Raw genomic sequence first — 21,209 nt, 5'->3', positions numbered from 1 at the left:
CTACACCCACGTCCGGGGGCGGTAACGGTTGGCCCGTTCCACCAGCTCGATCCTCTCCTCGCCGCCGGGCGCCAGCCGGGCCAGCGTGCGGTAGGCGCGCTCCAGGCCGAAGCGGAGGCCCCGCTCGTCCAGACCGCTGCCCAGCAGCACCCGTCCCCCGGCGGCGGGCGGGCTGCCCTGGCCACCGGAGAGTATCCAGTCCAGCGCCGAGCCGAGGACTTCCGCCGACAACTGCTCGCGCCGCGCCGGGTCCAGACCGTACGCGTCCAGCGCCTCGACCTGCCCGGCGGCGGCCGTCAGGTCGTCCAGGAACGGTACGTCACCGGCGGTCGCGGTGCGTTGTCTGAGCCGCGCCCGGACGGCGGCGACCCGGGCGGCCGTGTAGTGGATGGAGGACTCCGGCACCGACTCCAGGGTTCGTACGGCCCCATGCCGGTTCCCGGCCGCCAGCTGCACCCGGGCGAGCCCGAAGGCGGCGCTCACAAAGCTGGGGTCGGTCGCCCACACCAGGTGGTAGTACTCGGCCGCGTTGTCCAGCTGCCCGAGCACCTCCGCGCACAGGCCGAGCGCCAGCTTGGGCGCGGCCTCGCCGGGGAAGGCGTCGTAGATCGCGTCGAAGGAGAGCGCGGCGCCCTCGAAGTCGCCGGTGACCAGGGCGGCCACGCCCCGGTACCACACCACCCGCCAGTCGTCGGGCCGTTCCTCCTCCAGCTTGGCCAGGCTCATCAGTGCGGCCTGGTGGTCGCCGCTCTCCAGCCGGGCGCGGATCTGCCTGAGCCGGGTCTCCACGGTCTGCGTGGGCGCCGCGTCCAGCGCGGCGATCAGCTCGGCCGGCGCGGAGGTCATCAGACCGGCCAGGAAACCCGCGTTGGGGTCGCTCGGGTCGACCAGCGGGACCGGCAGGGCGAGCGCGGTGGCCGGGGTGTCGACGGGCTTGACGAGCGCGGGCGGCAGCGCAGCCGGGTCGGGGCGGGTGGCCTTGGCGAGGGGCCGCGCCCCCAGCCGGGACACATCCCCGTCCAGCCGGGGGAACAACTCCCGGTCGGTGACCTTCACTTCGGGCCCGAACAGCGTCGACAGCGCCGGCCGCGCCTGCCCGGTCTGCAGCGAGACCACCTCGCGCAGCACACCGGTCAGCTGCTCGGCCATCTCCTGCGCGGAGGCGAACCGGCGGGCCGGGTCGGGGTCGGTGGCGCGGACGAGCAGCCGGTAGAAGGACTCGTAGCGGCGGAAGACGTCGATGGTGTCCGGGTCGGGCAGCGAGTCCACGTAGACGTTCGTGTAGCCCTGGAAGTCGAAGGTGAGCACCGCGAGGGTACGGCCCACCGTGTACAGGTCGCTCGCCACCGACGGGCCGGCCTCGGCGACCTCGGGCGCCTGGTAGCCGACCGTGCCGTAGATCGCCGACTCGTCGTCGTCCATGCGGCGCACGGCGCCCATGTCGATCAGCTTGAGCTGGTCCTCGGTCTGGATGGCGTTGTCGACCTTGAAGTCGCAGTAGAGGAGATTACGGCTGTGCAGATGGCCGAGCGCCTCCAGCGCTTCGATGCCGTACGCGCACGCCTGCTCCACCGGCAGCGGATCGCGGCGGCCCTGCGGCGTGCGGCGGGCGTTGGCGATCTCCTTCAGGGACTTGCCGCCGACGTACTCCATGACGATGTAGCCGTCGAGGGAGCCGGTGCGCTGGTCCAGGTGCTCCACGAAGTTGTAGATCCGCACGATGTTGGCGTGCTCGATCTCCGCGAGGAAGCGGCGCTCGGAGATCGCGGCGGCCATCGCGTCCTGGTCCCCGGTGTCCAGCAGACCCTTGAGCACCACCCAGCGGTCGGAGACGGCCCGGTCCACGGCGAGGTAGATCCAGCCGAGCCCGCCGTGCGCGAGGCAGCCCACGACCTCGTACTGGCCGTGCACGATGTCCCCGGCCTTCAGCTTCGGCACGAAGGAGTACGGGTGCCCGCACTTGGTGCAGAAACCCTCCGTGCGGCCGGGACGGTCACCCCGCGCGCGCCCCACCGGCGCCCCGCAGTCCGAGCGCGAGCAGAATCGCTTCCGCTCCGGCACCTCCGGGTTCTCCAGCACCATCGCGCGCGGATCAGGGCGCGGCACCTGCGGCACGTGCACCAGACCGGCGCCGAGCCGCCCGCGGGTGGAGGCGCCGGAGGAGGAGCCGGAGCTGCGCACCGACACCGAACGCCCGCTGGAGCGGCCCGACAGGGACCGCGAGAGCCGCCCGGACACCGAGCGGCGCGACTTCGACGACTGCGAGGACGTGCGCGCGCTGCTGCGCGAACTGCCGCTGTCCGCCGCGCCCTGGGTGATCCCGGTCGCGGGCGAGCCGACCATCCCTTCCCCAGAGGGGGGACCCCCAGCCGACACGACCGGCGCGAGTCCGCAGGTGTCGCAGTACAGCTCGCCGCCGCCGACGTCCTCGTACGACCCCTCGCAGCCCGGCCGCTGACAGGTCTGCCCCGCCTGACTCATGACTGGTCCCCCTTACGGTCCTCCGGCGCGCCCGCGCCGCCGAGCAGCTCGGCCGCCAACTGCTGGTAGCGCAGCACGGCCTGTTCGGCCACCCGCAGGTCGCAGGGCGCGCTCCACAGCATCCGGCGGGCCGCGTCGTACCGCTCGACCAGGAACGGGTCCTCCGCGAGCCCGTGCCGGGCCACCTTCGCCTTGTACGCGTCGAGCCGGCCGCGCAGCTCGGCGCGGACCGCGAGCGGCGCGGTGACCGCGGTCAACGACTCACGGGCCCGCAGCAGTTCGTCCTCCGCCTTCTCCTCCAGGGACTCGAGCAGCGGGGAGAGCCGGTGCCACTGGGCCTGCCTGCGGTACTCGGCCGCCGTCGCCAGCTGCTCCTGGAGCACGGTCGGCGGGCCGCTGACCACCGGCACCTCGGTCGCGGCGATCTTCGCCAGCACCTCGCCGCGCGCGGTGCGGGCCTCGGCGAGGGTGCGGTCGGCGCGCGAGAGCACGTCCCGCAGCCGGATCAGCCGGGCCTCCGCGTCCTGCCGGACGGTCAGCACGGCGTCGATCTCCCGGCGCACGTCCTCCAGGGCGCGCGCCTCACGGTCGTACACCGTGGTGTCCGGGCGGCCGCCGCCGGGCGCCGTACTGCCCTCGTTCGGCACCCAGAAGGCGAGCGGGTCGGAGACGACGTCCTCCCGCAGCCTGGTCAGCGTGCGGGTGATCCGCTCCAGGTCGTCGCCGGCCGGGTGCTCGCCGGGGCGCACGCCGACGGAGTGCGCGAGCTTGCGGGTGCGCTGGAGTTCCGCGGCGAGTAAATCGATCCGCGCGGGCAGCGCCGACCACACCGCGTCGCAGGCCACCACCAGGTCCAGGCTCGTCGCGTACAGCTCGTTCATCCGGTCCACCAGCGCCGACAGCGAGTAGGACTCGCTGAGCACGCCGTTCCCGGCTCCGGGGACGGTCACGGACTCGCCGCGCAGCAGCTCGGTCAGCTCCACCAGGTCCTCGCGGCTGGACCAGCGGCGCCGGGCGCGGATCTCGCGGGCGGAGCGCAGCGCGGCCGCGTAGGCGTCGAAGTACCCCCACAGCAGGGTGATCCGCGCCTCCGTGGCCTGCCAGCGTTCCTTGGTGACGCCGGTCAGTTCGGCGCCTTCGAGGAGTCTGCGGCCCGCGTGGTCCTGCAGGGCCAGCAGCGAGGTCTCGATCGCCTCGTGCTCCTGGCCGAGCCGCGCCAGCGCACGGTCCACCTCGTCCCGGTCCATCACCGGCCCGGCGGGGTCCGTGACGCCCATCGATCACCTCTCGCTGCTTCAAGGTTTCCGGTCGGATGTGGCTCAGTTCGTGCGCAGGTACTGCGGCGCGGGCGGCTTGGACGCGCTGGAGTCCTTCCCCAGTGTCGCCGACAGCCACTTGTCGTACGACGCCTGCCAGCCACCGCCGCGGTAGCCCACCAGAACGCGATTGACCCGGCGTACCAGATCGGAGGCGTCCTTCTTCATCGCCACGCCGTAGTACTCGATGGTGAACGCCCCGCCCTTCAGTTCGACGGTCGGGTCCTGCGCGGCCTGGCTGGCGGCGAGCGCGCCGTCGGTCACCACCGCGTCCACCTCGCCGAGTTGCAGCCTGACCAGGCAGTCGAGCTGGTTCGGGACGGTGGTGGAGATGTCCGTGGAGGAGGGCAGGGTGCCGTCCTTCCTGTCGGCGTCCAGCTTGGTGTACGCCGTCGAACCGGCCGCCGTGCAGATCCTCTTGTGCGCCAGGGTGGCGTTGTAGCCCGTGATGGCCGACGACTTGGGCGCGAGGACCTGCTGCCCGGTCTTGAAGTAGGGCGCGGAGAACGCCACCTGGGACAGCCGGTCGCAGGTGATGGTCATGGTCCGCACGACCATGTCCACCCGCCCGTCCTGTATCGCGGAGATCCGCTGGCTGGTCGGGATCGCCTTGAACTGCACCGCGTCCGGGTCGCCGAGGACGTCCTGCGCGATGTGGTGCACCAGGTCGATGTCGAAGCCCTCCAGCTCCGCGCCCTGGGTGTTGGGGTTGCGGTAGCCCCAGTGGTAGCTGTTCTGGTCGACGCCGACGATCAGCTTGCGCTTGGCGCCGGTACGGGCCTTGATCGCGTCGATGGTCGGGCCGTCCGCGCCGGACGGCGACAGGGTCTGGTTCTGCGCCTCGGAGTCCTTGCAGTCCCCGGCGCGGGCCTGCATCCCGCTGGCGACGGCCTGACCGGTCCGCTCCGGACCGGGCTGCGGGGGCTGCTGGGTGCACGGCAGCAGCAGGACGAACGCCAGTGCCAGCGCGCACAGCACCGCCATCGCGCCGACCCCGCCCCAGCCCCGCAGGGAGGCTCGTACACGTGCCGCGTACATGGTCATGCCTCCTGTCACCGGTACTCCGAAAGCCTGCGGCCGATGCCGAAGACGGCGCCGGCCGCGCCGAGCACCGCGAGCACCGCCGCGCCCACCGGCAGTCCGGCCATGGCGTCCCGGCCGTCGCCGGCGGCCTGCTGGAACTCGCTCTGCTCGTGGTCGATGGCCCGGGCGAGGTTGGCGTCGACGCTGTCGAAGCACTCGCCGGTGGCGCCCTTGGCGCCGATCACCTTGTCCAGCGCCTGCTGGTAGTTGCCGTTCTCGTCCTCGGTGCGGGCCGCGGAGTGGCGCTGCTTCCACACCACCATGTTGCCCTCAGCCGCCTTCACCGGCGCGCTGCCGCCCTGGTCGTCGGCGAGCTTCGCCGCCCGGGTCAGGCCCTGGCCGAGGCCGGCCATGTCCTTGTCGAAGTCGTAGTAGTACGCGTCGTACGTCCGCCCGTCGACCGTGATGGTCTCGGCGCCGCGCGCCACGAGGCTCAGGTTCTCGTTGCCGCGCGCCTTCAGGGAGGCGATCCGGGCGTCGTGCAGCACGGTCAGCGAGCGGATGCCGTGGTCGTAGGAGCCGTTCAGCTCCGAGCGGGCCACCGCGTGCCCGACGACCAGCCACAGCAGCGCGACCGTAGTGGCGGCGGAGGCGGCGACCAGGCCGTGGTTGAGGACCCGATTGGTGCGCCGGTAGCTGCGGTGCTGGGCCCAGCCGAGCGCGGCCAGCGCGAGCACGCCGAGGGCGATGGCGATCCACGGATACGGGGTGGCGTCGCCGTAGTCGGCGTCCAGCCGCTGGTTCTCCTTGGTGTAGAGATCCTCCGCCGCCGGGAGCATCTCCTTCTGCATCTTCTCGTTGGCGTAGCGCAGATACGCGCCGCCGACCGGATAGCCCTGCCGGTTGTAGGTCCGGGCCCGCTCGATGAGCCCCTTGTACTCCGGCAGCAGCTTGTTCAGCCGGGTGATGGTCGCCTCGGAGGCGGAGCCCGGCTCGGCGTTCGCAGCGGCCGTCACCAGGCCCGCGGCGGCCGTGCGGATGTCCTTCTCGTACCGGTCGCGGGAGGCGGTCGTCTCCTGACCGCCGGCCAGGAACCCGCTGGAGGCGGCCGTGTTGGCGTCGGCCAGCGAGCGGTAGATGTCCGCCGCACCGGAACTGAGCGGCTGGCTGCGGTGCAGTACGTCGTCGGCGGCGGCCGCCCGCTCGCTCGCCTGCCAGGCGGTGACCGCGCCGAACGCCACGACCAGCAGCGCCAGTACGGCCCCGATGATCCGCAGCCGCCCCGGCTCGGTGGTCGCCGCGTCCCGCAGCCGGTCGACGCCCTCGGCGAACGCGGTCCGCGGGGCGGACGGGGTGGGGGAGCCGGTGGGGGCCGGGCGGGGCGTCTGCGCGGGAATGCCGGGGGCGGCGGGCACGCCGGGGCCCGGCACGGGTGGTGCTGCGCTCTTCGGCGGGTGTGTCACTCGACCTCCCCCAGGGTCAACCGTTCGCCGCCCAGTATCGCGGCACGCACCGGCATCCGCACCGGCCTTCACTGGATCTTGATCGGATCGCAGCGTGCGCTGCCCATGAATACGCCCTGTGCAGGTGTTCGGTTCCCCCGGGGCCGGTCACCCCTCCCAGTGCCCCCGCGCCCGCTCCCGCGCCTCACCGTCCGCCCCGAGCCGGTCCAGGCCCAGCAGGGCCGCGCCCAGGACCGGGCTCGCCGTGACCACGTGGACGTCGGCCTTGGGGGCCTGGGCGGCAAGCCGGTCGCGGATGCCGTCGTCGAGCAGCGCGTGGCCGGCGGTCAGGACGCTGCCGCCGAGCAGGACCGGAGTCTCCTCGTCGAGCAGGTCCAGGCGGGTCAGCGCCACCGTGGCCATCACCGTCACCTCCTCCGCGAGCCGGGCGACGATCGAGCGGGCCACCGCGTCGCCCGCGGCCGCCGTCGCGAACAGCACCGGGGTCAGCTCGTGCCGGCGGTCGTGGCCGACGTGCTCCAGATGCAGCGCCTCGATCAGCGCGTACATCGTCGGCAGCCCGAAGTGGCCGGGCAGGGTGCGGGCGAGGGCCGTCGGCTCGCCCCGGCCGTCCTCCGCCCGGGCGGCGAACCACAGGGCCTCCTCCGCCAGGCCCCAGCCCCCGCCCCAGTCACCGGAGATCCGGCCGATGGCCGGGAAGCGCGCGGTACGGCCGTCGGGGCGCATGCCGACGCAGTTGATGCCGGCCCCGCACACCACGGCCACCCCGCGCGGCTCGGCGACGCCCGCCCGCAGGATCGCGAAGGTGTCGTTGCGCACCTCCACCGACGCGCCCCAGCCGCGGGCCCGGAGCGCGGTCGCCAACTGCTCCTCCTCCACGGGGAGATCGGCGTTGGCGAGGCACGCCGAGACATGGGAGACGGACGTGACGCCCGCGTCCGCGAAGGCGCGCCCCACCGGTTCGGCCAGCGCGTCCAGCGCCGCCGCCACCCCCACCGCGGGCGGGCGGAAACCGCCGCCGCGGGCCGTGGCCAGCACCTCCCCGGCGGCGGTGACCACGGCCACGTCGGTCTTGCTGTTGCCCGCGTCGATCGCGAGGACACTCCCGGATTCGGGTGCGGTCAGGCCCACGCGAGGTGCTCCCGGTTGTGTGCGATCAGCTGGTCGGTGAGGGCGTCGGCGTAGGCGTACTGGCCGATCAGCGGATGGGCGAGCAGGGCGCGGAAGACGCGGTCCCGGCCGCCGCGCAGCGCCGCCTCCAGGGCCAGGTCCTCGTACGCCGTCACGTTCGCGATCAGTCCCGAGAACAGGGGGTCCAGCTCCGGCACCGGCAGCGGGGCCGGGCCGGTCGGGCCCACCGCGGCCTGGACCTCGATCACCGCGTCGTCGGGGAGGAAGGGCAGCGTGCCCTTGTTGAAGGCGTTCACCACCTGGTAGGGGCTGCCTCCCCCGCCCAGCAGCGCCGCCGCGAGGTCGACGGCCGCCTCCGAGTAGTAGGCGCCGCCGCGCTTGGCGAGCAGCGCCGGCTTCTCGTCCAGGGCCGGGTCGCCGTACATCGAAAGCAACTCCCGCTCCATCGCCGCGACTTCCGCCGCGCGGGACGGCTTGGTGCGCAGTTCGCGCACGACCTCGTCGTGGGCGTAGAAGTAGCGCAGGTAGTAGGAGGGGACCACGCCCAGGCGGTCCAGGAGGGGGCGCGGGAGGTGCAGGTCGTCGGCGATCGCCTCGCCGTGCTCGGCCAGCAGCTTGGGCAGCACGTTCTCGCCCTCCGGGCCGCCGAGCCGTACCCCCGTCTCCCAGGTGAGGTGGTTGAGGCCCACGTGCGCGAGGTGGACGTCGGCCGGGGCCACGCCGAGCAGGTTCGCGAACTTCCGCTGGAAGCCGATCGCCACGTTGCACAGCCCGACCGCGCGGTGCCCGGCCTGCAGCAGGGCGCGGGTGACGATGCCGACCGGGTTGGTGAAGTCGATGATCCACGCGCGCGGGTTGGCACGGCGGACCCGTTCGGCGATGTCGAGGACGACCGGGACCGTGCGCAGCGCCTTGGCCAGGCCGCCGGCGCCGGTGGTCTCCTGGCCGACGCAGCCGCACTCCAGCGGCCAGGTCTCGTCCTGCTCGCGGGCAGCCTGGCCGCCGACGCGCAGCTGGAGCAGCACGGCGTCGGCGCCGTCCACGCCCGCGTCCAGGTCGGCGGTGGTGACGATCCGGCCGGGGTGACCCTGCCTGGCGAAGATACGGCGGGCCAGCCCGCCCACCAGCTCCAGGCGCTCGGCGGCCGGGTCCACGAGGACGAGTTCCTCGATGGGCAGGGTGTCCCTCAGGCGTGCGAAGCCGTCGATGAGTTCGGGGGTGTAGGTCGAGCCTCCGCCGACCACGGTGAGTTTCATATGCGGATCAACCCTTTACTCCGGTGAGGGTGACGCCTTCGACGAACGCCTTCTGCGCGAAGAAGAACACGAGGATCACGGGGGCCATGACCAGCACGGTCGCGGCCATCGTGAGGTTCCAGTCGGTGTGGTGGGCGCCCTTGAAGGACTCCAGGCCGTAACTCAGGGTCCAGGCGCCGGGGTTCTCGGACGCGTAGATCTGCGGGCCGAAGTAGTCGTTCCAGGCGTAGAAGAACTGGAAGAGGGCCACGGCGGCGATGCCCGGCCTGGCCATGGGCAGGACGACCTTCAGCAGGGTCCCGAGGTCGCCGCAGCCGTCCACCCTGGCGGCGTCCAGGTACTCGTTCGGGATCGTCATCAGGAACTGGCGCAGCAGGAAGATGGAGAACGCGTCGCCGAACGCCATCGGGATGATCAGCGGCCACAGCGTGCCGGACAGGTCCAGCTGCTTCGCCCAGAACAGGTACATCGGGATGATGACCACCTGCGGGGGCAGCATCATCATCGAGATCACCAGCATCAGGGACAGGTTGCGGCCCCGGAAGCGGAACTTGGCGAGCGCGTACGCCACCGGGATGGACGACACCACGGTCAGGACGGTGCCGAGGCCGGCGTAGATCAGCGTGTTCTTCCACCAGGTCAGGAAGCCGGGCGTGTCGAAGACCTTCTTGTAGTTGCCCCACTCCCAGGTGTGCGGGATCAGATCGCGGCTGAGCGCCTGGGTGTCGCTCATCAGCGAGGTCAGGAACACGAACACGAACGGCAGCGCGAAGAACAGCGCGGCGGCGACGCCGAGGGAGTGGACCGCGATCCATTCGAGCAGCGCCCTGCGCCGGGCGGTGCGCTCGGCGGCCGCGGAGGCCGTCCTCAACTCGACCGGCTTGTCCAGTACTTGGGTCATGGTCAGTCACCTGCCTGGATGAGACCGCCCCGGCGCCGCATCAGGAACCCGGTGAACACCATCGACAGGGCGAACAGCACCAGCGCCACCACACAGGCCGAGCCGTAGTCGAAGCGCTGGAAGCCGAGGTTGTAGACGAGCTGGGGGAGGGTGAGCGTGGACTTGTCCGGGTAGCCGGGCTCGAACTGGGTTCCGGCGCCCTGGATCACGCCGGAGGCGACCTTCCCGGCGATCAGCGGCTGGGTGTAGTACTGCATGGTCTGGATCACGCCGGTGACGACCGCGAACATCACGATCGGGGAGATGTTCGGCAGGGTGACGTACCTGAACCGCTGCCAGGCCGAGGCCCCGTCCAGCTCGGCCGCCTCGTACTGCTCGGTCGGCACGTCCAGCAGCGCGGCCATGAAGATGACCATGAGGTCGCCGATGCCCCACAGCGCCAGCAGGGTCAGGGCCGGCTTGGACCAGGTGGGGTCGTTGAACCAGCCGGGCGCCGGGATGCCCACCTTCTCCAGGATCGAGTTGACCGGGCCCGTACCGGGGTTGAGCAGGAAGGCGAAGGCCATGGTCGCGGCGACCGGCGGGGCCAGGTACGGCAGGTAGAAGAGGGTGCGGAAGACCCCCGTCCCCGTCTTGATCTTGGTGATGAGCAGGCCGATGCCGAGCCCGAAGACGACCCGCAACGACACCATCACCAGCACCAGCCACAGCGTGTTGCGCAGGGCCGGCCAGAAGAGCGGGTAGTGCGCGAAGACGTAACGCCAGTTCTTCCCGCCGCTCCACGTCGGCGGCCGGAAGCCGTCGTAGTGCATGAAGGAGAAGTAGACCGTCGAGATCAGCGGGTACGCGAAGAACACCGCGAAGCCGATCAGCCAGGGCGACATGAAGGCGAGGGTGCGAAGCGCCGCCCGGCGGCGCTTCGACGCCAGAGTGACCGTACTCATCGGCTACTTCGCCTGTGCGATGTCCGTGTCGATCTGCGCGGCCGTCTTCTTCAGCCCGGCCTTCAGATCGGTGACCTTGCCGCTTTCGTAGTCGTAACCGAACTGCTGGATCGTCACCAGGTACTGGCCGCCGTTGATGGAGGCGGGAGTCGTGGCGGAGTGCGGATCGGCGGCGATGTCGAGGAACGTCTTGAAGCGCGGGTCGTACGTCAGCTTCGGGGACTTCAGCGCCGCCAGGGTGGAGGGGACGTTGTGGATGTCGTTGGCGAAGCCGACCACGGCGTCCGTGTCCGTGGTGATGTACTTGACGAACTCCCAGGCCGCGTTCTGCTTGTGGCTGGTGGCGGCGATGCCCGCGATGGTGCCGGTGATGTAGCCCTTGCCGTACTGCGCGACCTGGTCGTCGGGCACGGGCAGCGGGGCGACCCCGATCTCGAAGTCCGGCTTGGCCTGCTGCGCCATCCCGAGCCGCCACTCGCCGTCGAGCTGCATGGCGACCTGACCGGTGTGGAAGGGGTGCTTGGGACCCCACTCGTCACCGAGGGTCGCCCGGAACTTCTCCAGCCTCTGGAATCCGCCGAGTTCGTCCACGAGCCGCTTCTGGAGCGCGAAGCCCTTCTCGAACGCCGGGTCCTCGGCGAGGTTCGACTTGCCGTCCTTGCCGAAGTACGTCGGCGAGAACTGGGCGAAGTAGTGCTCGGTGGTGGTCTCCCAGCCGTGGTAGTCCGGCATGAACCCGAGCTGCTTGTAGCCGTCTCCCTGGGCGATGGTCAGCTTCTTGGCGTCGGCCTCGAACTCGGACCAGGTCTTCGGCGGATTCGCGATGCCGGCCTTCCGGAACGCCGTCTTGTTGTAGTAGAGCCCGTACGCGTCACCGAGCAGCGGCACCGTGCAGCGGTTGCCGTCGAACTGGGTGTACTCGTTCATGGTCTTCGGGAACGTCTTCGCGGGATCGATCCCGGCCTTCTTGAAGAAGGGGTTGAGGTCGACCAGCGCACCCGAGGAACAGAACTTGCCCACGTTGTTGGTGGTGAACGAGGAGATCACGTCCGGCGCCCTGTCACCGCCCGACCGCAGCGCCTGGTTGATCTTGTCGTCGGTCATGTTGCCGACGACGTTCACGTGGATGTTGGGGTGCGCCTTCTCGAAGCCGGCGACCAGGGACTTGACGGCCTTCACCTCGTTCGGCGCGCTCCAGGCGTGCCAGAAGTTGATCGTCGTGTCCTTCAAGGCGTCGTCCGTGGCACCGGAGTTCGACTGCCCCGTACAGGCGGTGGCGGTGAGCAGCAGGGCGGAGACTGTCAGGGCGAAAGCCGCTTTTCGGGCGACTTCGGGTATGGCTGTCGGCATGGCGAGGTCTCCCAGGGACGGGTGAAGGGGAAGAGGAGGTGCTGCCGGGTCAGCGCGAGGTGTCGAAGACCTCGTCGCGGGTGGTCACGAGCGCGGACTCCAACGCGCCGCGCAGGACGGGGTGTTCGTGGACGTCGCCGACGACCAGCCGGGGGCGGGCCGCGGCCAGCTCCTCCAGCTCGGCCTGGACGAGGGCGCGCAGGCCCTCGCCGCCGGCCGTCAGCGCGGAGCCGCTGAGGACGACGAGTTCGGGGTCGAGGACGGAGACGAGCGAGGCGAGACCGGTGGCGAGCCGGGTCGCGTAGGTCCGGAGCAGTTCCCGGTAGGGGCCGGAGGCGTGATCGGCGCCCCGGGCCACGAGTTCGGCAGCGGCCTCGGCGTACGGCCCCGACGGCACATCGGTGATGCCGAGTTCCCGGGCCAGCTTCGGTACGGCCTGGGAGCCGGCCAGCTCCTGGTAGCCACCGCTGTTGGCCTTGGTCACCTGCCGCACCAGGGGTGTGCCCGGCACCGGCAGGAAGCCGACCTCGCCGGCGCCGCCGGTCCAGCCGCGGTGCAGCCGGCCGCCGAGGACCAGGGCGGCGCCGAGCCCCTCCTGGTTCCACAGCAGGACGAAGTCGCCGTGGCCCCGGGCGGCCCCGAGCCGCTGTTCGGCGAGGGCGACGAGGTTGACGTCGTTCTCGTACTCCACCGGCATCGGCAGGGCGGCGGCGAGCTCGTCGAGCAGGGCGGGGGAGTGCCAGCCGGGCAGGTGGGAGGCGTAGCGCAGCCGGCCGGTGTTGGGGTCGAAGGCGCCCGGGGTGCCGATGACCAGCCGGTGCACATCGGACCGGGCGAGCCCGGCGGCCTTGACGGCGCCGTCGAGCGCGTCGGCGACCTGCTGGACGACCGGGTGGGCGGGCCGCCGCCCGGGGGTGGGCAGCTCGTACTCACCCACCGTCCGGCCGGTGATGTCGGCGACGGCGGCGCGGATGCGGGTGGGGGTGACGTCGAGCCCGGCGGCGTGCGCGGCCGTGGGGTTGACGGCGTACAGCTGGGCGTTCGGGCCCGGCCGGCCCTCGCTGGTGCCGGTGACCCGGACCAGTCCGGCCGCCTCCAGGCGGGCCAGCAGTTGCGAGGCGGTGGGCTTGGACAGGCCGGTGAGCTTCCCGATCCGGGTGCGCGACAGCGGCCCGTGCTCCAGCAGGAGGTCCAGGGCGGCACGGTCGTTCATGGCGCGCAGCACGCGCGGGGTGCCCGGCGTACCGGCGGTTCCTGCCATGGTCGACACCTGCCTTTCCAGCCGCCCAGCTTCGCAGTGACCTGGCGGGAGGTCCAGTCTTGATCACCGGCCGCCCTGGAGATCACTGTTAGGAAACTTTCCTATTGGGGTGGGAGGAACGTAAGCCCAGGACGAAGGGGGCGTCAATAGACAAGGGCGCGGGGGCTGCAGAGTCGTTATCTCGCGGGCCTGTACAGCCCGTCCACAGGCTGGTGATCTTTGATCCGCTCGCCGGGCAGGTGCCCCGGCCGTCGATGCGCGGATGGTGGACGATGCCCGACCGAAGACTCCTGGTGAAGCTGTGGCTGGCCGCGATGTCCGTGTTCCTGCTGCCTACGGTCCTGCTCTGCACGGGCGATGTCACGCATGACGCCCTGTCCTGGTCGACGGCCTACGAGGTCGTCATGGACCTCGTCTTCTACGCGGTCCTCGCCGTCCTCTTTGCCGTCTACGCGTACGGCGCCCTGCACCGCCGCGCTCGCGGCACCGACATCCCGGTCACGGCCGAGACGCTGGCCGCCACGCAGGAGCACACGTTTCCGGCCGACCGGGCGACGCGCCTGAGGGTCGGCCTGCCCATGTGCGAGCGGGCGTGGGACGTGCTGAGCGGCGAAGAAATCCACTTCCGCTGGCGCCCGTTCCGCGGCCGGCGGTCCGTCAGCGGCACCGTGACCTTCGACTCCGCGTCGGGAGAGGCCCGGCTGAGGATCGGCGCCGACGAGAACCTGACGACCGGCCTGGGGCTGCGCAGGGCGAGCGCGTTCGTCGCGCTGTGCCAGATAGTGCGGCTGGAAGCTCCTATAGATCGTCAAGCGGTCTGTGGGAGCGGTTCGGTGGTGTGGGTCACGTGGGGCAGGTGGCGGTAGATCTCGCGGGCGACGAACCGTTTGAGGCAGCGGACGATGTCCTTCTTGGTCATGCCTTCGGCGGTGCGTCGGGCGACGTATTCCTGGGTGCGCTGGTCGTACTTCATGCGGACCAGCACGATGGTGTGCAGTGCGTTGTTGGCCTGGCGGTCTCCGCCGCGGTTGAGGCGGTGGCGGTTGGTGCGGCCGGAGGACGCGGGCACGGGGGCGGCCCCGCAGAGGTGGGCGAAGGCGGCTTCCGAGCGGAGCCGGTCGGGGTTGTCGCCCGCGCTGGTCAGCAGCTGGCCGGCGGTCTCGGGGCCGACGCCCGGCAGGGCGACGAGCCTGGGGGCGGCCCGGGTGACCAGCGGTCCGATCTCCCGGTCGGCTTCCTTGATCTCCTCGTCGAGTGCCTGGTAGCGACGGGCGAGCCGCCGCAGCACGGTCTTCACTGCGCAGGCCGGATCAGCCAGTTCGCCCGCCGGACGTGAGCGGGCCAGAGTGTCGACCAGCTCGCGCGCGGACAGACCTCGCAGCTTGTCCCGGACGTCGGACGGCGCGGTGACGATCAGGGTACGGATCTGGTTGATGGTCTGGGTGCGGGCCTTGACCGCGCTCTTGCGGACCACCCGCAGGGCCCGGATCGCCTCCACGATCCCGTTGCGGGACTTCGGCGTGCCCGCGGCCCGCCCCGACAGGACCGCTGTCGCGGCCGCGTAGGCGTCGATGGAGTCGGACTTGCCATTGTCCCGCCTGGCCTTGCGGTCGGGCCGGTCCACCTCGATGACCGTGACCTCGTTCGCGGTGAGGAACCGGGCGACCTCGGCCCCGTAGGCGCCGGTCCCCTCGATCCCGACGGCCAGGACCTCGCCGTGCGAGCGCAACCAGTCCAGCAGCCTGCGGTAGCCGTCCGGGGTGGTCTCGAACTGCTCGGTGGCCAGGTGCCGGCCGATGCTGTCGATGACCGCCGCCTGGTGGAGGTCGGCGTGCGTGTCGATCCCGCCGACCACCGTTATGTCCTGTGCTGCCATGCTGTTGTGTGCTGCCCTTCCAACGCGCACTGGTGGGAGGGCGCGGGCCGGTCGGGCAGACGGACAAGACAGTGATGGGACCTTTGGCCGGGCTCCTGACTTGTTGAATCGACCCCAGATGCTCGGTCTGCAGCCGTAGCGTCCAGGGTGTCGGTCGGCACGGGCCCGCAGTGCTCCTTGCCGCCTTCGGGCTGGCCGCGAAGGTCCTCGGCCACATCGGGGACATCAGCCGGTTCCCCACCGAACACCACTTCGCCAGCTACACCGGCAGCGCACCCCTGGACGCCTCCAGCGGCAACAACGTCCGCCACCGGCTCAACACTGGCGGAAACCGCGCGCTCAACTCGGTCCTGCACACCATCGCCATCTGCCAGATCCGCGATGGCGGGCGCGGTCAGGACTACTACCTCCGCAAGATCGCTGAGGGGAAGACGCCTTCGGAGGCCCGCAGGGCTCTCAAGCGACGACTGTCCAACGTGGTCTACCGGATCATGAAACGAGACCAACGGAACCACCTCGCTCAAGCCGCTTGACACACAGAGGCGCTATGAAGTCACGGACGCCCGACCGGCCACACGCCAGGCGGCACCGCCCGGCAGGCCGACGATTCCAGCCAAGGACAGCCGAAGCGTCAGTCAGTCGGAGAGTCAGACCCCCGAGCGATGCCATGGCCAATCCTCACTGTCAGTCGGTGAGGAAGGGGGTGGTGTCGAGGGTGGGGTACGGCGCCGGGAGGGGGAGGGGGTCGCCGAGGGTGACCTTGGTGTCGGTCTTGTAGTAGGCCTCGGTGGGGTCGTCGCCGGGGAGGACGGGGTCGGTGTAGCAGTGGGCGGTCTTCGTGTTGCGGTTGATCAGGATGTAGACGGGGATGTCGACGGCGGCATAGGTGGCGAGCTTGGCTCCGGTGTCAACCGCGTGGTTGGTCGACGTGACCTCGCCGATCAGAGTGACCATGTCGATGGGATACCAGCCCTTGTGGGCTTTCCGGTAAGCCTCGTCGAGGTCTGTCGGTAGGCGGCGCAGAACGTAGAAGTCCGGGATGACGAGGGCCATGGTGCTGCCGTCTTTGTGCGCGCCCCGATAGCCGTTGCCCATGCCTGCCAGGTCGAACCCTGCTGTATAGAACTGGGCGGCGAGTTTGAAGGCGCCGGCGTTGTGCTCGTGGTTCGGCTGCGGCGGCACAATGACCGTCCCCTCGACGTACTCGGGTCGAATCGGCGCCACGGACGCCTCTTCGAACGCGATCAACAGATCGATGGGGTCCTGCGTCATCACCGGCTCCATGAGAGGTTCGGCGCTCATCGCTCGTTCTCCTTGTCGCACTGATGCCAGGCTAAGCCCACGCCGGGCGCCCCGTGCAGAACGATGGGGCACTCCGTGCGCTCCCCGCGCCGGAATGCCCCACCTGTTCACTCGAACGAGTGTGCTGAAACCGTTCCGCTCGCTACTTGCCCGGAGGCGTCGGCCGCTGCGCGGCGATCGGTGCCGTCGCCGCCGCCTGGGGCGAGTCCGCGTTGGCGAAGACCGACGGCGCCGCCACGGCCGCCGTCGGGTCCGGGGTGTCCTCCGCGTCCTCGACCGACGTCGCGCCGCCCACGATGCGGATGCTCGCCGCGTCGAAGGCGCGCTTGATGCGCCAGCGCAGCTCGCGTTCGACCGTCAGCGCCTTGCCCGGCATGGTCCTGGCGGAGACCCGCACCACCATGGAGTCGATCAGGACCGAGTCCAGGCCGAGGACCTCGATCGGGCCCCACAGCAGCTCGTTCCAGGGCTCTTCCTTGCTCATGTGCTCGGCGACGTCGTCCAGGGTCGCCTTGACCTTGTCCAGGTCCTCGCTCGCCCGCACCGTCACGTCGACCCCGGCCGTCGCCCAGCCCTGGGAGAGGTTGCCGATCCGCTTGACCTCGCCGTTGCGGACGTACCAGATCTCGCCGTCGGCACCGCGCAGCTTGGTCACGCGCAGCCCGACCTCGATCACCTCACCGGTGGCCACGCCCGCGTCGACCACGTCACCGACGCCGTACTGGTCCTCCAGGATCATGAAGACGCCGGAGAGGAAGTCGGTGACCAGGTTCCGGGCGCCGAAACCGATCGCCACGCCGGCCACACCGGCCGAGGCCAGCAGCGGCGCCAGGTTGATCTTGAAGGTGGACAGGATCATCAGCGCGGCCGTGCCGAGGATCAGGAAGCTCGCCACCGACCGCAGCACCGAACCGATCGCCGCCGATCGCTGCCGCCGCCGCTCGGCGTTGACCAGCAGCCCGCTCAGCGCGGAGCCGTCCACGGCCACGGCGGTGCGCCCCATCCGGTCGATCAGCTTGGTGATCGCCCGCCGCACCACCGCGCGCAGCGCGACCGCGATCACCAGGATCAGCAGGATCTGCAGCCCCATCGCGAGCCATGTCGACCAGTTCTGCTCGACCCAGCTCGCCGCGTTCGTGGCGCTCTCCTGGGCGTCCTGGAGCGACGGCACGGCCGGCGCCGTCGAACCGGAGGGAGAGGGGGACGGGGTCGGCGACGCACCGGCGGCCAGCAGGACGGCGGGCAAGGACGACACGGCAGGTACCTCCAGGTGCTGCACGGTCCGTGCCGGCGGGCGGTCAAGGTCTTCGAGGTCACGAGAAGGTCACCGGACGGACAGGGCCACCACACTAACGGGGCATTGTGTGTGCATCGCGCCGATCCGCCAAGGAGGGGCGCAGGAGAGACGGGACTCACCCTGGCTTGAACGGGCCGTGATCCGGGGGATGAATCAGGTGTGGTCGAAAACACTCCCAGCCCGTTACCGGGACATGGTGGCGCTTCCACCAGGCGTGAGGGGAGACTGACTGCAGATCGTCCCGGCGCGAGCCACGCGCCGCCGACGCCCAAGGAGGCACCCGTGCCGCATGTCCTGGTCCTCAACGCGTCGTACGAGCCGCTCGGCGTCGTACCGCTCCGCCGCGCGCTCGTCCTCGTCCTGGAGAACAAGGCCGTCTCCCTCGAGGAATCCGGCGCCTATATGCACAGCGCAACCGTCACAGTCCCCGCACCCAGCGTGGTCCGGCTCAAGCGATTCGTCCGGGTTCCCTATCGGGGGCCCGTTCCCCTCACCCGGCGTGCGCTGTTCGCGCGCGACGGGGGCCGGTGCATGTACTGCGGTGGCGTCGCAACCAGCGTCGACCACGTCATCCCGCGCAGTCGCGGGGGCAAGCACGTCTGGGACAACGTGGTGGCCTCCTGCCGCCGCTGCAACCACGTGAAGGCCGACCGTCACCTCGTCGAGCTGGGGTGGCGGCTGCGGCACAAACCGGCTCCGCCGACCGGCCTGGCCTGGCGCATCATCGGCACCGGGCATAGGGACCCGCGCTGGCTGCCCTACTTGCAGCCGTACGGCGCGGACGATGCCCTGGCCCGGATCGACGGCATTTCTGCCTGACGACGATCCGGGCCTTCGCGTACCCGCCTCACCCCGCGCACGCGGGGTGAGGACGCGAACCGGCTCCGGGAGTCCCCTGTCCCCCCGGAGCCGGAGACTCACGCGTACCTGAGCTCCCCCGGGTGCGCCGAACGGCGCAGCAGGGGCAGTGAGGCGGCCGCCGCCAGCAGGCAGCAGGCGTACACGCCCACCGGCACCAGCAGTGCGGTGTACGGCACGGCCTGGGTGAGCCGGCCCTCGGTCAGCGAGGCGTACCAGACGCCGATCGCCATGCCGCCGGCGCCCGCCAGCACGACCGCAGGGGCCAGCGGCAGCGCCGTCTCCAGCAGCAGCGCCCGGCCGAGCACCGCCCGGGGCACCCCGGAGGCGACCTGTGCGGCCAGGCCCCGGCGGCGGTTCGCCACCGACTCGGCGGTGCCGACGGCGAGGCCGGAGAGGGTGATCGCGAGGCCGACGAGGATCGCGACGGCCGTCAGATCGAGGCCCGTCGTGTAGAAGGCCATGTCCGTGCCGAGCCGCTGGTCGCGGCTCATCTCGTGCAGGTCCGCAAGGAGCGCCCCCCGGATCCCCACGAACCCCGTGCCGACGATCGTGACCAGCAGCACCGCCGCGTGGGTGCGGGCCGCCGCCCAGGGATCGGCGCGCAGCCGCTCCGCCGCGATCAGCGTCGCCGCGGAACGGGCCCGGCCCGCCAGCAGCCGCCCGACCGCCCCGGCCGTGCCCCCGGCCAGCCACACCGTGCCCCCGCCGACCAGGAGGACCAGCGCGAACACCGTCAACGGCACCCGCCCGCGGTCGGCGCCGGAGGTGTTCGCCACGGCCCACAGCGCCAGCAGCAGAACGAGAAGGACACCGGCGACGAACAGCATTCCCGGCCCGCGCCCGCTGCTCGGCCGCACCCGGCGCACCCATCCCAGCGGCGAGGCCACCACCCGGCGCAGCGCCAGCGCGCCCGCCGTTGCGCCCAGCACCGGCACCCCCAGCAGGACCAGCACGGACCCGGCCCAGGTCCAGGCGGTCGGGCCGCTCCACACGCCCAGCAGGACGGGGACGCAGACCGCGCTGGCGAGGACCGAGCCCAGCAGACAGGCCGTCCCCGTCTCCAGCGCGGCGATCCGGCGCACCTGCGCCGGGCCGGCGCCCGCCAGCCGCAGCCCGGCCAGCCGCTGGTCACGGTGCACGGCGCCGATCCGCGCGCACTGCCCGAGGAACCCCAGCACCGGCACCAGCAGGAGCAGCAGGCTGACGACCACCCCCGAGCGCTCGCCGGGGCCGTCCAGCAGGCCGTGGCCGAAGGACACCCGGTAGTGCCCGTGCAGTGAGGCCAGCGCGACGGCCGCGAGCGCGAACCCGGTGGCGAGCGCGGCCCCGGCCGCCGTCAGCCCGAGCCGCCACCACTCCCGCCGGTCCGAGCCCCGGACCAGCTGCCAGGCCAGCCGGACGTCGACCGACGCACCGGCACGCCTCCCGGAGAGTGCCTGTTCCGTCATGCCGTCACCTCCGCCGGCACCACGGCACCGTCGCTGAGGCGCACCTCGCGGTCCGCGTACGCCGCCACCTGGGCGTCGTGCGTGATCAGCAGCACCGCCGCACCCGAGTCGCGGGCCGTGCGGACCAGGGCCGTCATCACCTGCTCGGTCGCCAGCGAGTCCAGCGCACCCGTCGGCTCGTCGGCGAAGACCACCCTGGGCCCGGTCACCAGCGCCCGGGCCAGGGCGACCCGCTGCGTCTGGCCGCCGCTCAGCTCGCCGGGCCGCAGCGCCTCCTGACCGCGCACCCCGAACCGCTCCAGCCACTCGCCGGCCCGTTCCCGGGCCTCGGCGCGGCCGGCGCCCGCCAGCATCAGCGGCAGCGCCACGTTGTCCGCGGCGGTCAGCTCCGGGATCAGCTGCCCGAACTGGAAGACCACGCCGAAGTCGGTACGGCGCAGCTCGCTCAGCCGCTTCTCCGGGAGCCGGTCCAGCCGCTGCCCGGCGTAGGCCACCGAGCCCTCGTCCGGGCGGACGAGGCCCGCGAGGCAGTGCAGCAGGGTGGACTTGCCGCTGCCGCTGGGCCCGGTCACGGCGAGGATCTCGCCGGCGTGCAGGTCGGCCGAGGCGCCGCGCAGCGCCCGGGTCCTGCCGTGGGCCTTGACGAGGTCCCGGCCCGTGAGAACCGGGGCCGAGGTGTCCCCCTTGTGGGTCATGCTCCGTCGACCTCCGCGGTCAGAGTGGTCAGCCGGGCCGCCGTGGTGTTCATCCAGCGGAGGTCGGCGTCGAGGTGGTTGAGGGCGTAGTCGGCCGACAGCACGGTCGCCAGGTCGGCGTTCCGGTCTGTCTTGACCGCCGTGAGCTGCCGCATCCGCTCCATGTGCGCGGCCCGCTGGGCGCGCAGATAGGCGGCCGGGTCGCCGCCGGCCAGGATCGACACGACGACCTTGGCGAAGATCTCGTTCGTCACGAAGGGCGCCGGCGGGGCGATCTCACCCGCCCAGCGGGCCAGTTCGCCCGAACCGGTGTCCGTCGATCGGTACAGCGTGCGCTCCGGACCGCCGTCCGCGTCGGTGCCCTCCACCTCCGCGAGGCCGTCCCGGACCAGGCGCTGCAGGGTCGTGTAGACCTGCCCGTAGGCCAGTGGACGGGCCTGCGGGAAGCGTTCGTCGTGGCGTCGCTTCAGGTCGTAGCCATGGCTCGGCCCTGCCGCGAGCAGACCCAGAAGGATGTGACGGGTGCTCATGCGGATCATTATGCACTCGATACATGTACTGAGTGAATAGTGATCTGTGATCGGCCAGGAGCCTGTTCGAGCGG

Annotated in this window: 19 protein-coding genes; 3 read left to right on the top strand and 16 right to left on the bottom strand. The window is 71.5% G+C overall.

The features are described 5' to 3' along the window. The 10 genes from ACIBJF_RS20520 to ACIBJF_RS20475 form a co-directional block, all read right to left on the bottom strand. Complete coding sequence (locus ACIBJF_RS20520) at window positions 1-2,481, bottom strand: tetratricopeptide repeat protein (protein WP_399175401.1); 2,481 nt, start codon at window positions 2,479-2,481, stop codon at window positions 1-3. Then, window positions 2,478-3,758 carry a hypothetical protein gene (locus ACIBJF_RS20515; RefSeq protein ID WP_399175399.1) on the bottom strand — a complete coding sequence of 427 codons (1,281 nt, stop codon included), beginning with the start codon at window positions 3,756-3,758 and terminating at the stop codon, window positions 2,478-2,480. Before ACIBJF_RS20515 ends, ACIBJF_RS20520 begins: the two co-directional genes overlap by 4 nt. Window positions 3,759-3,800: 42 nt before the next feature. Next, entirely contained in the window at window positions 3,801-4,835 is a 1,035-nt protein-coding gene (locus ACIBJF_RS20510) for a glutamate ABC transporter substrate-binding protein (protein WP_399175397.1), read from the bottom strand. Between the two features lie 14 nt (window positions 4,836-4,849). Then, on the bottom strand, window positions 4,850-6,283 hold the full coding sequence (locus ACIBJF_RS20505) for a hypothetical protein (RefSeq protein ID WP_399175395.1): 1,434 nt from the start codon (window positions 6,281-6,283) through the stop codon (window positions 4,850-4,852). Window positions 6,284-6,430: 147 nt separating this feature from the next. Beyond that, window positions 6,431-7,414: an N-acetylglucosamine kinase gene (locus tag ACIBJF_RS20500; RefSeq protein ID WP_399175393.1), complete on the bottom strand. Its 984-nt coding sequence runs from the start codon at window positions 7,412-7,414 to the stop codon at window positions 6,431-6,433. Further along, on the bottom strand, window positions 7,405-8,670 hold the full coding sequence (locus ACIBJF_RS20495) for a 6-phospho-beta-glucosidase (protein WP_399175391.1): 1,266 nt from the start codon (window positions 8,668-8,670) through the stop codon (window positions 7,405-7,407). Before ACIBJF_RS20495 ends, ACIBJF_RS20500 begins: the two co-directional genes overlap by 10 nt. Window positions 8,671-8,677: 7 nt before the next feature. Continuing rightward, the gene (locus ACIBJF_RS20490) at window positions 8,678-9,571 is read right to left on the bottom strand and encodes a carbohydrate ABC transporter permease (protein ID WP_399175389.1); all 894 of its coding nucleotides are present in this window, start codon (window positions 9,569-9,571) and stop codon (window positions 8,678-8,680) included. A 2-nt stretch (window positions 9,572-9,573) separates the two neighbouring features. Next, entirely contained in the window at window positions 9,574-10,515 is a 942-nt protein-coding gene (locus ACIBJF_RS20485; protein ID WP_399175387.1) for a carbohydrate ABC transporter permease, read from the bottom strand. Between the two features lie 3 nt (window positions 10,516-10,518). Beyond that, the gene (locus ACIBJF_RS20480; protein ID WP_399175385.1) at window positions 10,519-11,865 is read right to left on the bottom strand and encodes an ABC transporter substrate-binding protein; all 1,347 of its coding nucleotides are present in this window, start codon (window positions 11,863-11,865) and stop codon (window positions 10,519-10,521) included. Between the two features lie 49 nt (window positions 11,866-11,914). Beyond that, a complete protein-coding gene (locus tag ACIBJF_RS20475) occupies window positions 11,915-13,126 on the bottom strand; it encodes an ROK family transcriptional regulator (protein WP_365323639.1) in 1,212 nt (403 codons plus the stop codon). 272 nt (window positions 13,127-13,398) lie between these two features. Here ACIBJF_RS20475 and ACIBJF_RS20470 point away from each other — a divergent pair, with 272 nt between their 5' ends. Further along, the gene (locus ACIBJF_RS20470; RefSeq protein WP_399175383.1) at window positions 13,399-13,992 is read left to right on the top strand and encodes a hypothetical protein; all 594 of its coding nucleotides are present in this window, start codon (window positions 13,399-13,401) and stop codon (window positions 13,990-13,992) included. On the opposite strand, the gene ACIBJF_RS20465 is transcribed toward ACIBJF_RS20470, so the two are convergent. After that, window positions 13,935-15,002: an IS110 family transposase gene (locus tag ACIBJF_RS20465; protein ID WP_399175381.1), complete on the bottom strand. Its 1,068-nt coding sequence runs from the start codon at window positions 15,000-15,002 to the stop codon at window positions 13,935-13,937. The genes ACIBJF_RS20470 and ACIBJF_RS20465 overlap by 58 nt on opposite strands. Window positions 15,003-15,172: 170 nt before the next feature. Here ACIBJF_RS20465 and ACIBJF_RS20460 point away from each other — a divergent pair, with 170 nt between their 5' ends. Next, window positions 15,173-15,535 (top strand): transposase, encoded by a 363-nt coding sequence (locus ACIBJF_RS20460; RefSeq protein WP_399175379.1) that lies wholly within the window; start codon window positions 15,173-15,175, stop codon window positions 15,533-15,535. Between the two features lie 151 nt (window positions 15,536-15,686). On the opposite strand, the gene ACIBJF_RS20455 is transcribed toward ACIBJF_RS20460, so the two are convergent. Beyond that, complete coding sequence (locus tag ACIBJF_RS20455) at window positions 15,687-16,304, bottom strand: Uma2 family endonuclease (RefSeq protein ID WP_351797631.1); 618 nt, start codon at window positions 16,302-16,304, stop codon at window positions 15,687-15,689. Between the two features lie 142 nt (window positions 16,305-16,446). Next, window positions 16,447-17,559 (bottom strand): mechanosensitive ion channel family protein, encoded by a 1,113-nt coding sequence (locus ACIBJF_RS20450; protein WP_399175377.1) that lies wholly within the window; start codon window positions 17,557-17,559, stop codon window positions 16,447-16,449. Window positions 17,560-17,883: 324 nt separating this feature from the next. Between ACIBJF_RS20450 and ACIBJF_RS20445 the strand changes: the two genes are divergently transcribed. Further along, window positions 17,884-18,420: an HNH endonuclease gene (locus tag ACIBJF_RS20445; RefSeq protein WP_039649619.1), complete on the top strand. Its 537-nt coding sequence runs from the start codon at window positions 17,884-17,886 to the stop codon at window positions 18,418-18,420. Between the two features lie 98 nt (window positions 18,421-18,518). Here ACIBJF_RS20445 and ACIBJF_RS20440 read toward each other — a convergent pair whose 3' ends face one another. The 3 genes from ACIBJF_RS20440 to ACIBJF_RS20430 are packed head-to-tail and all read right to left on the bottom strand — an operon-like array spanning window position 18,519 to window position 21,135. Continuing rightward, entirely contained in the window at window positions 18,519-19,910 is a 1,392-nt protein-coding gene (locus tag ACIBJF_RS20440; protein ID WP_399175375.1) for an ABC transporter permease, read from the bottom strand. Continuing rightward, a complete protein-coding gene (locus ACIBJF_RS20435; RefSeq protein ID WP_399175373.1) occupies window positions 19,907-20,605 on the bottom strand; it encodes an ABC transporter ATP-binding protein in 699 nt (232 codons plus the stop codon). The genes ACIBJF_RS20440 and ACIBJF_RS20435 overlap by 4 nt, the downstream gene beginning before the upstream one ends. Beyond that, window positions 20,602-21,135: a PadR family transcriptional regulator gene (locus ACIBJF_RS20430; RefSeq protein WP_365323649.1), complete on the bottom strand. Its 534-nt coding sequence runs from the start codon at window positions 21,133-21,135 to the stop codon at window positions 20,602-20,604. The genes ACIBJF_RS20435 and ACIBJF_RS20430 overlap by 4 nt, the downstream gene beginning before the upstream one ends. Between the last annotated feature and the right edge of the window lie 74 nt (window positions 21,136-21,209).

This window comes from Streptomyces sp. NPDC050743 (genome assembly GCF_044456925.1).
In the GTDB taxonomy this organism is placed as follows: domain Bacteria; phylum Actinomycetota; class Actinomycetes; order Streptomycetales; family Streptomycetaceae; genus Streptomyces.
The sequence above is the reverse complement of the archived record's forward strand: the minus strand, read 5'-3'. Positions and strand labels throughout refer to the sequence as shown.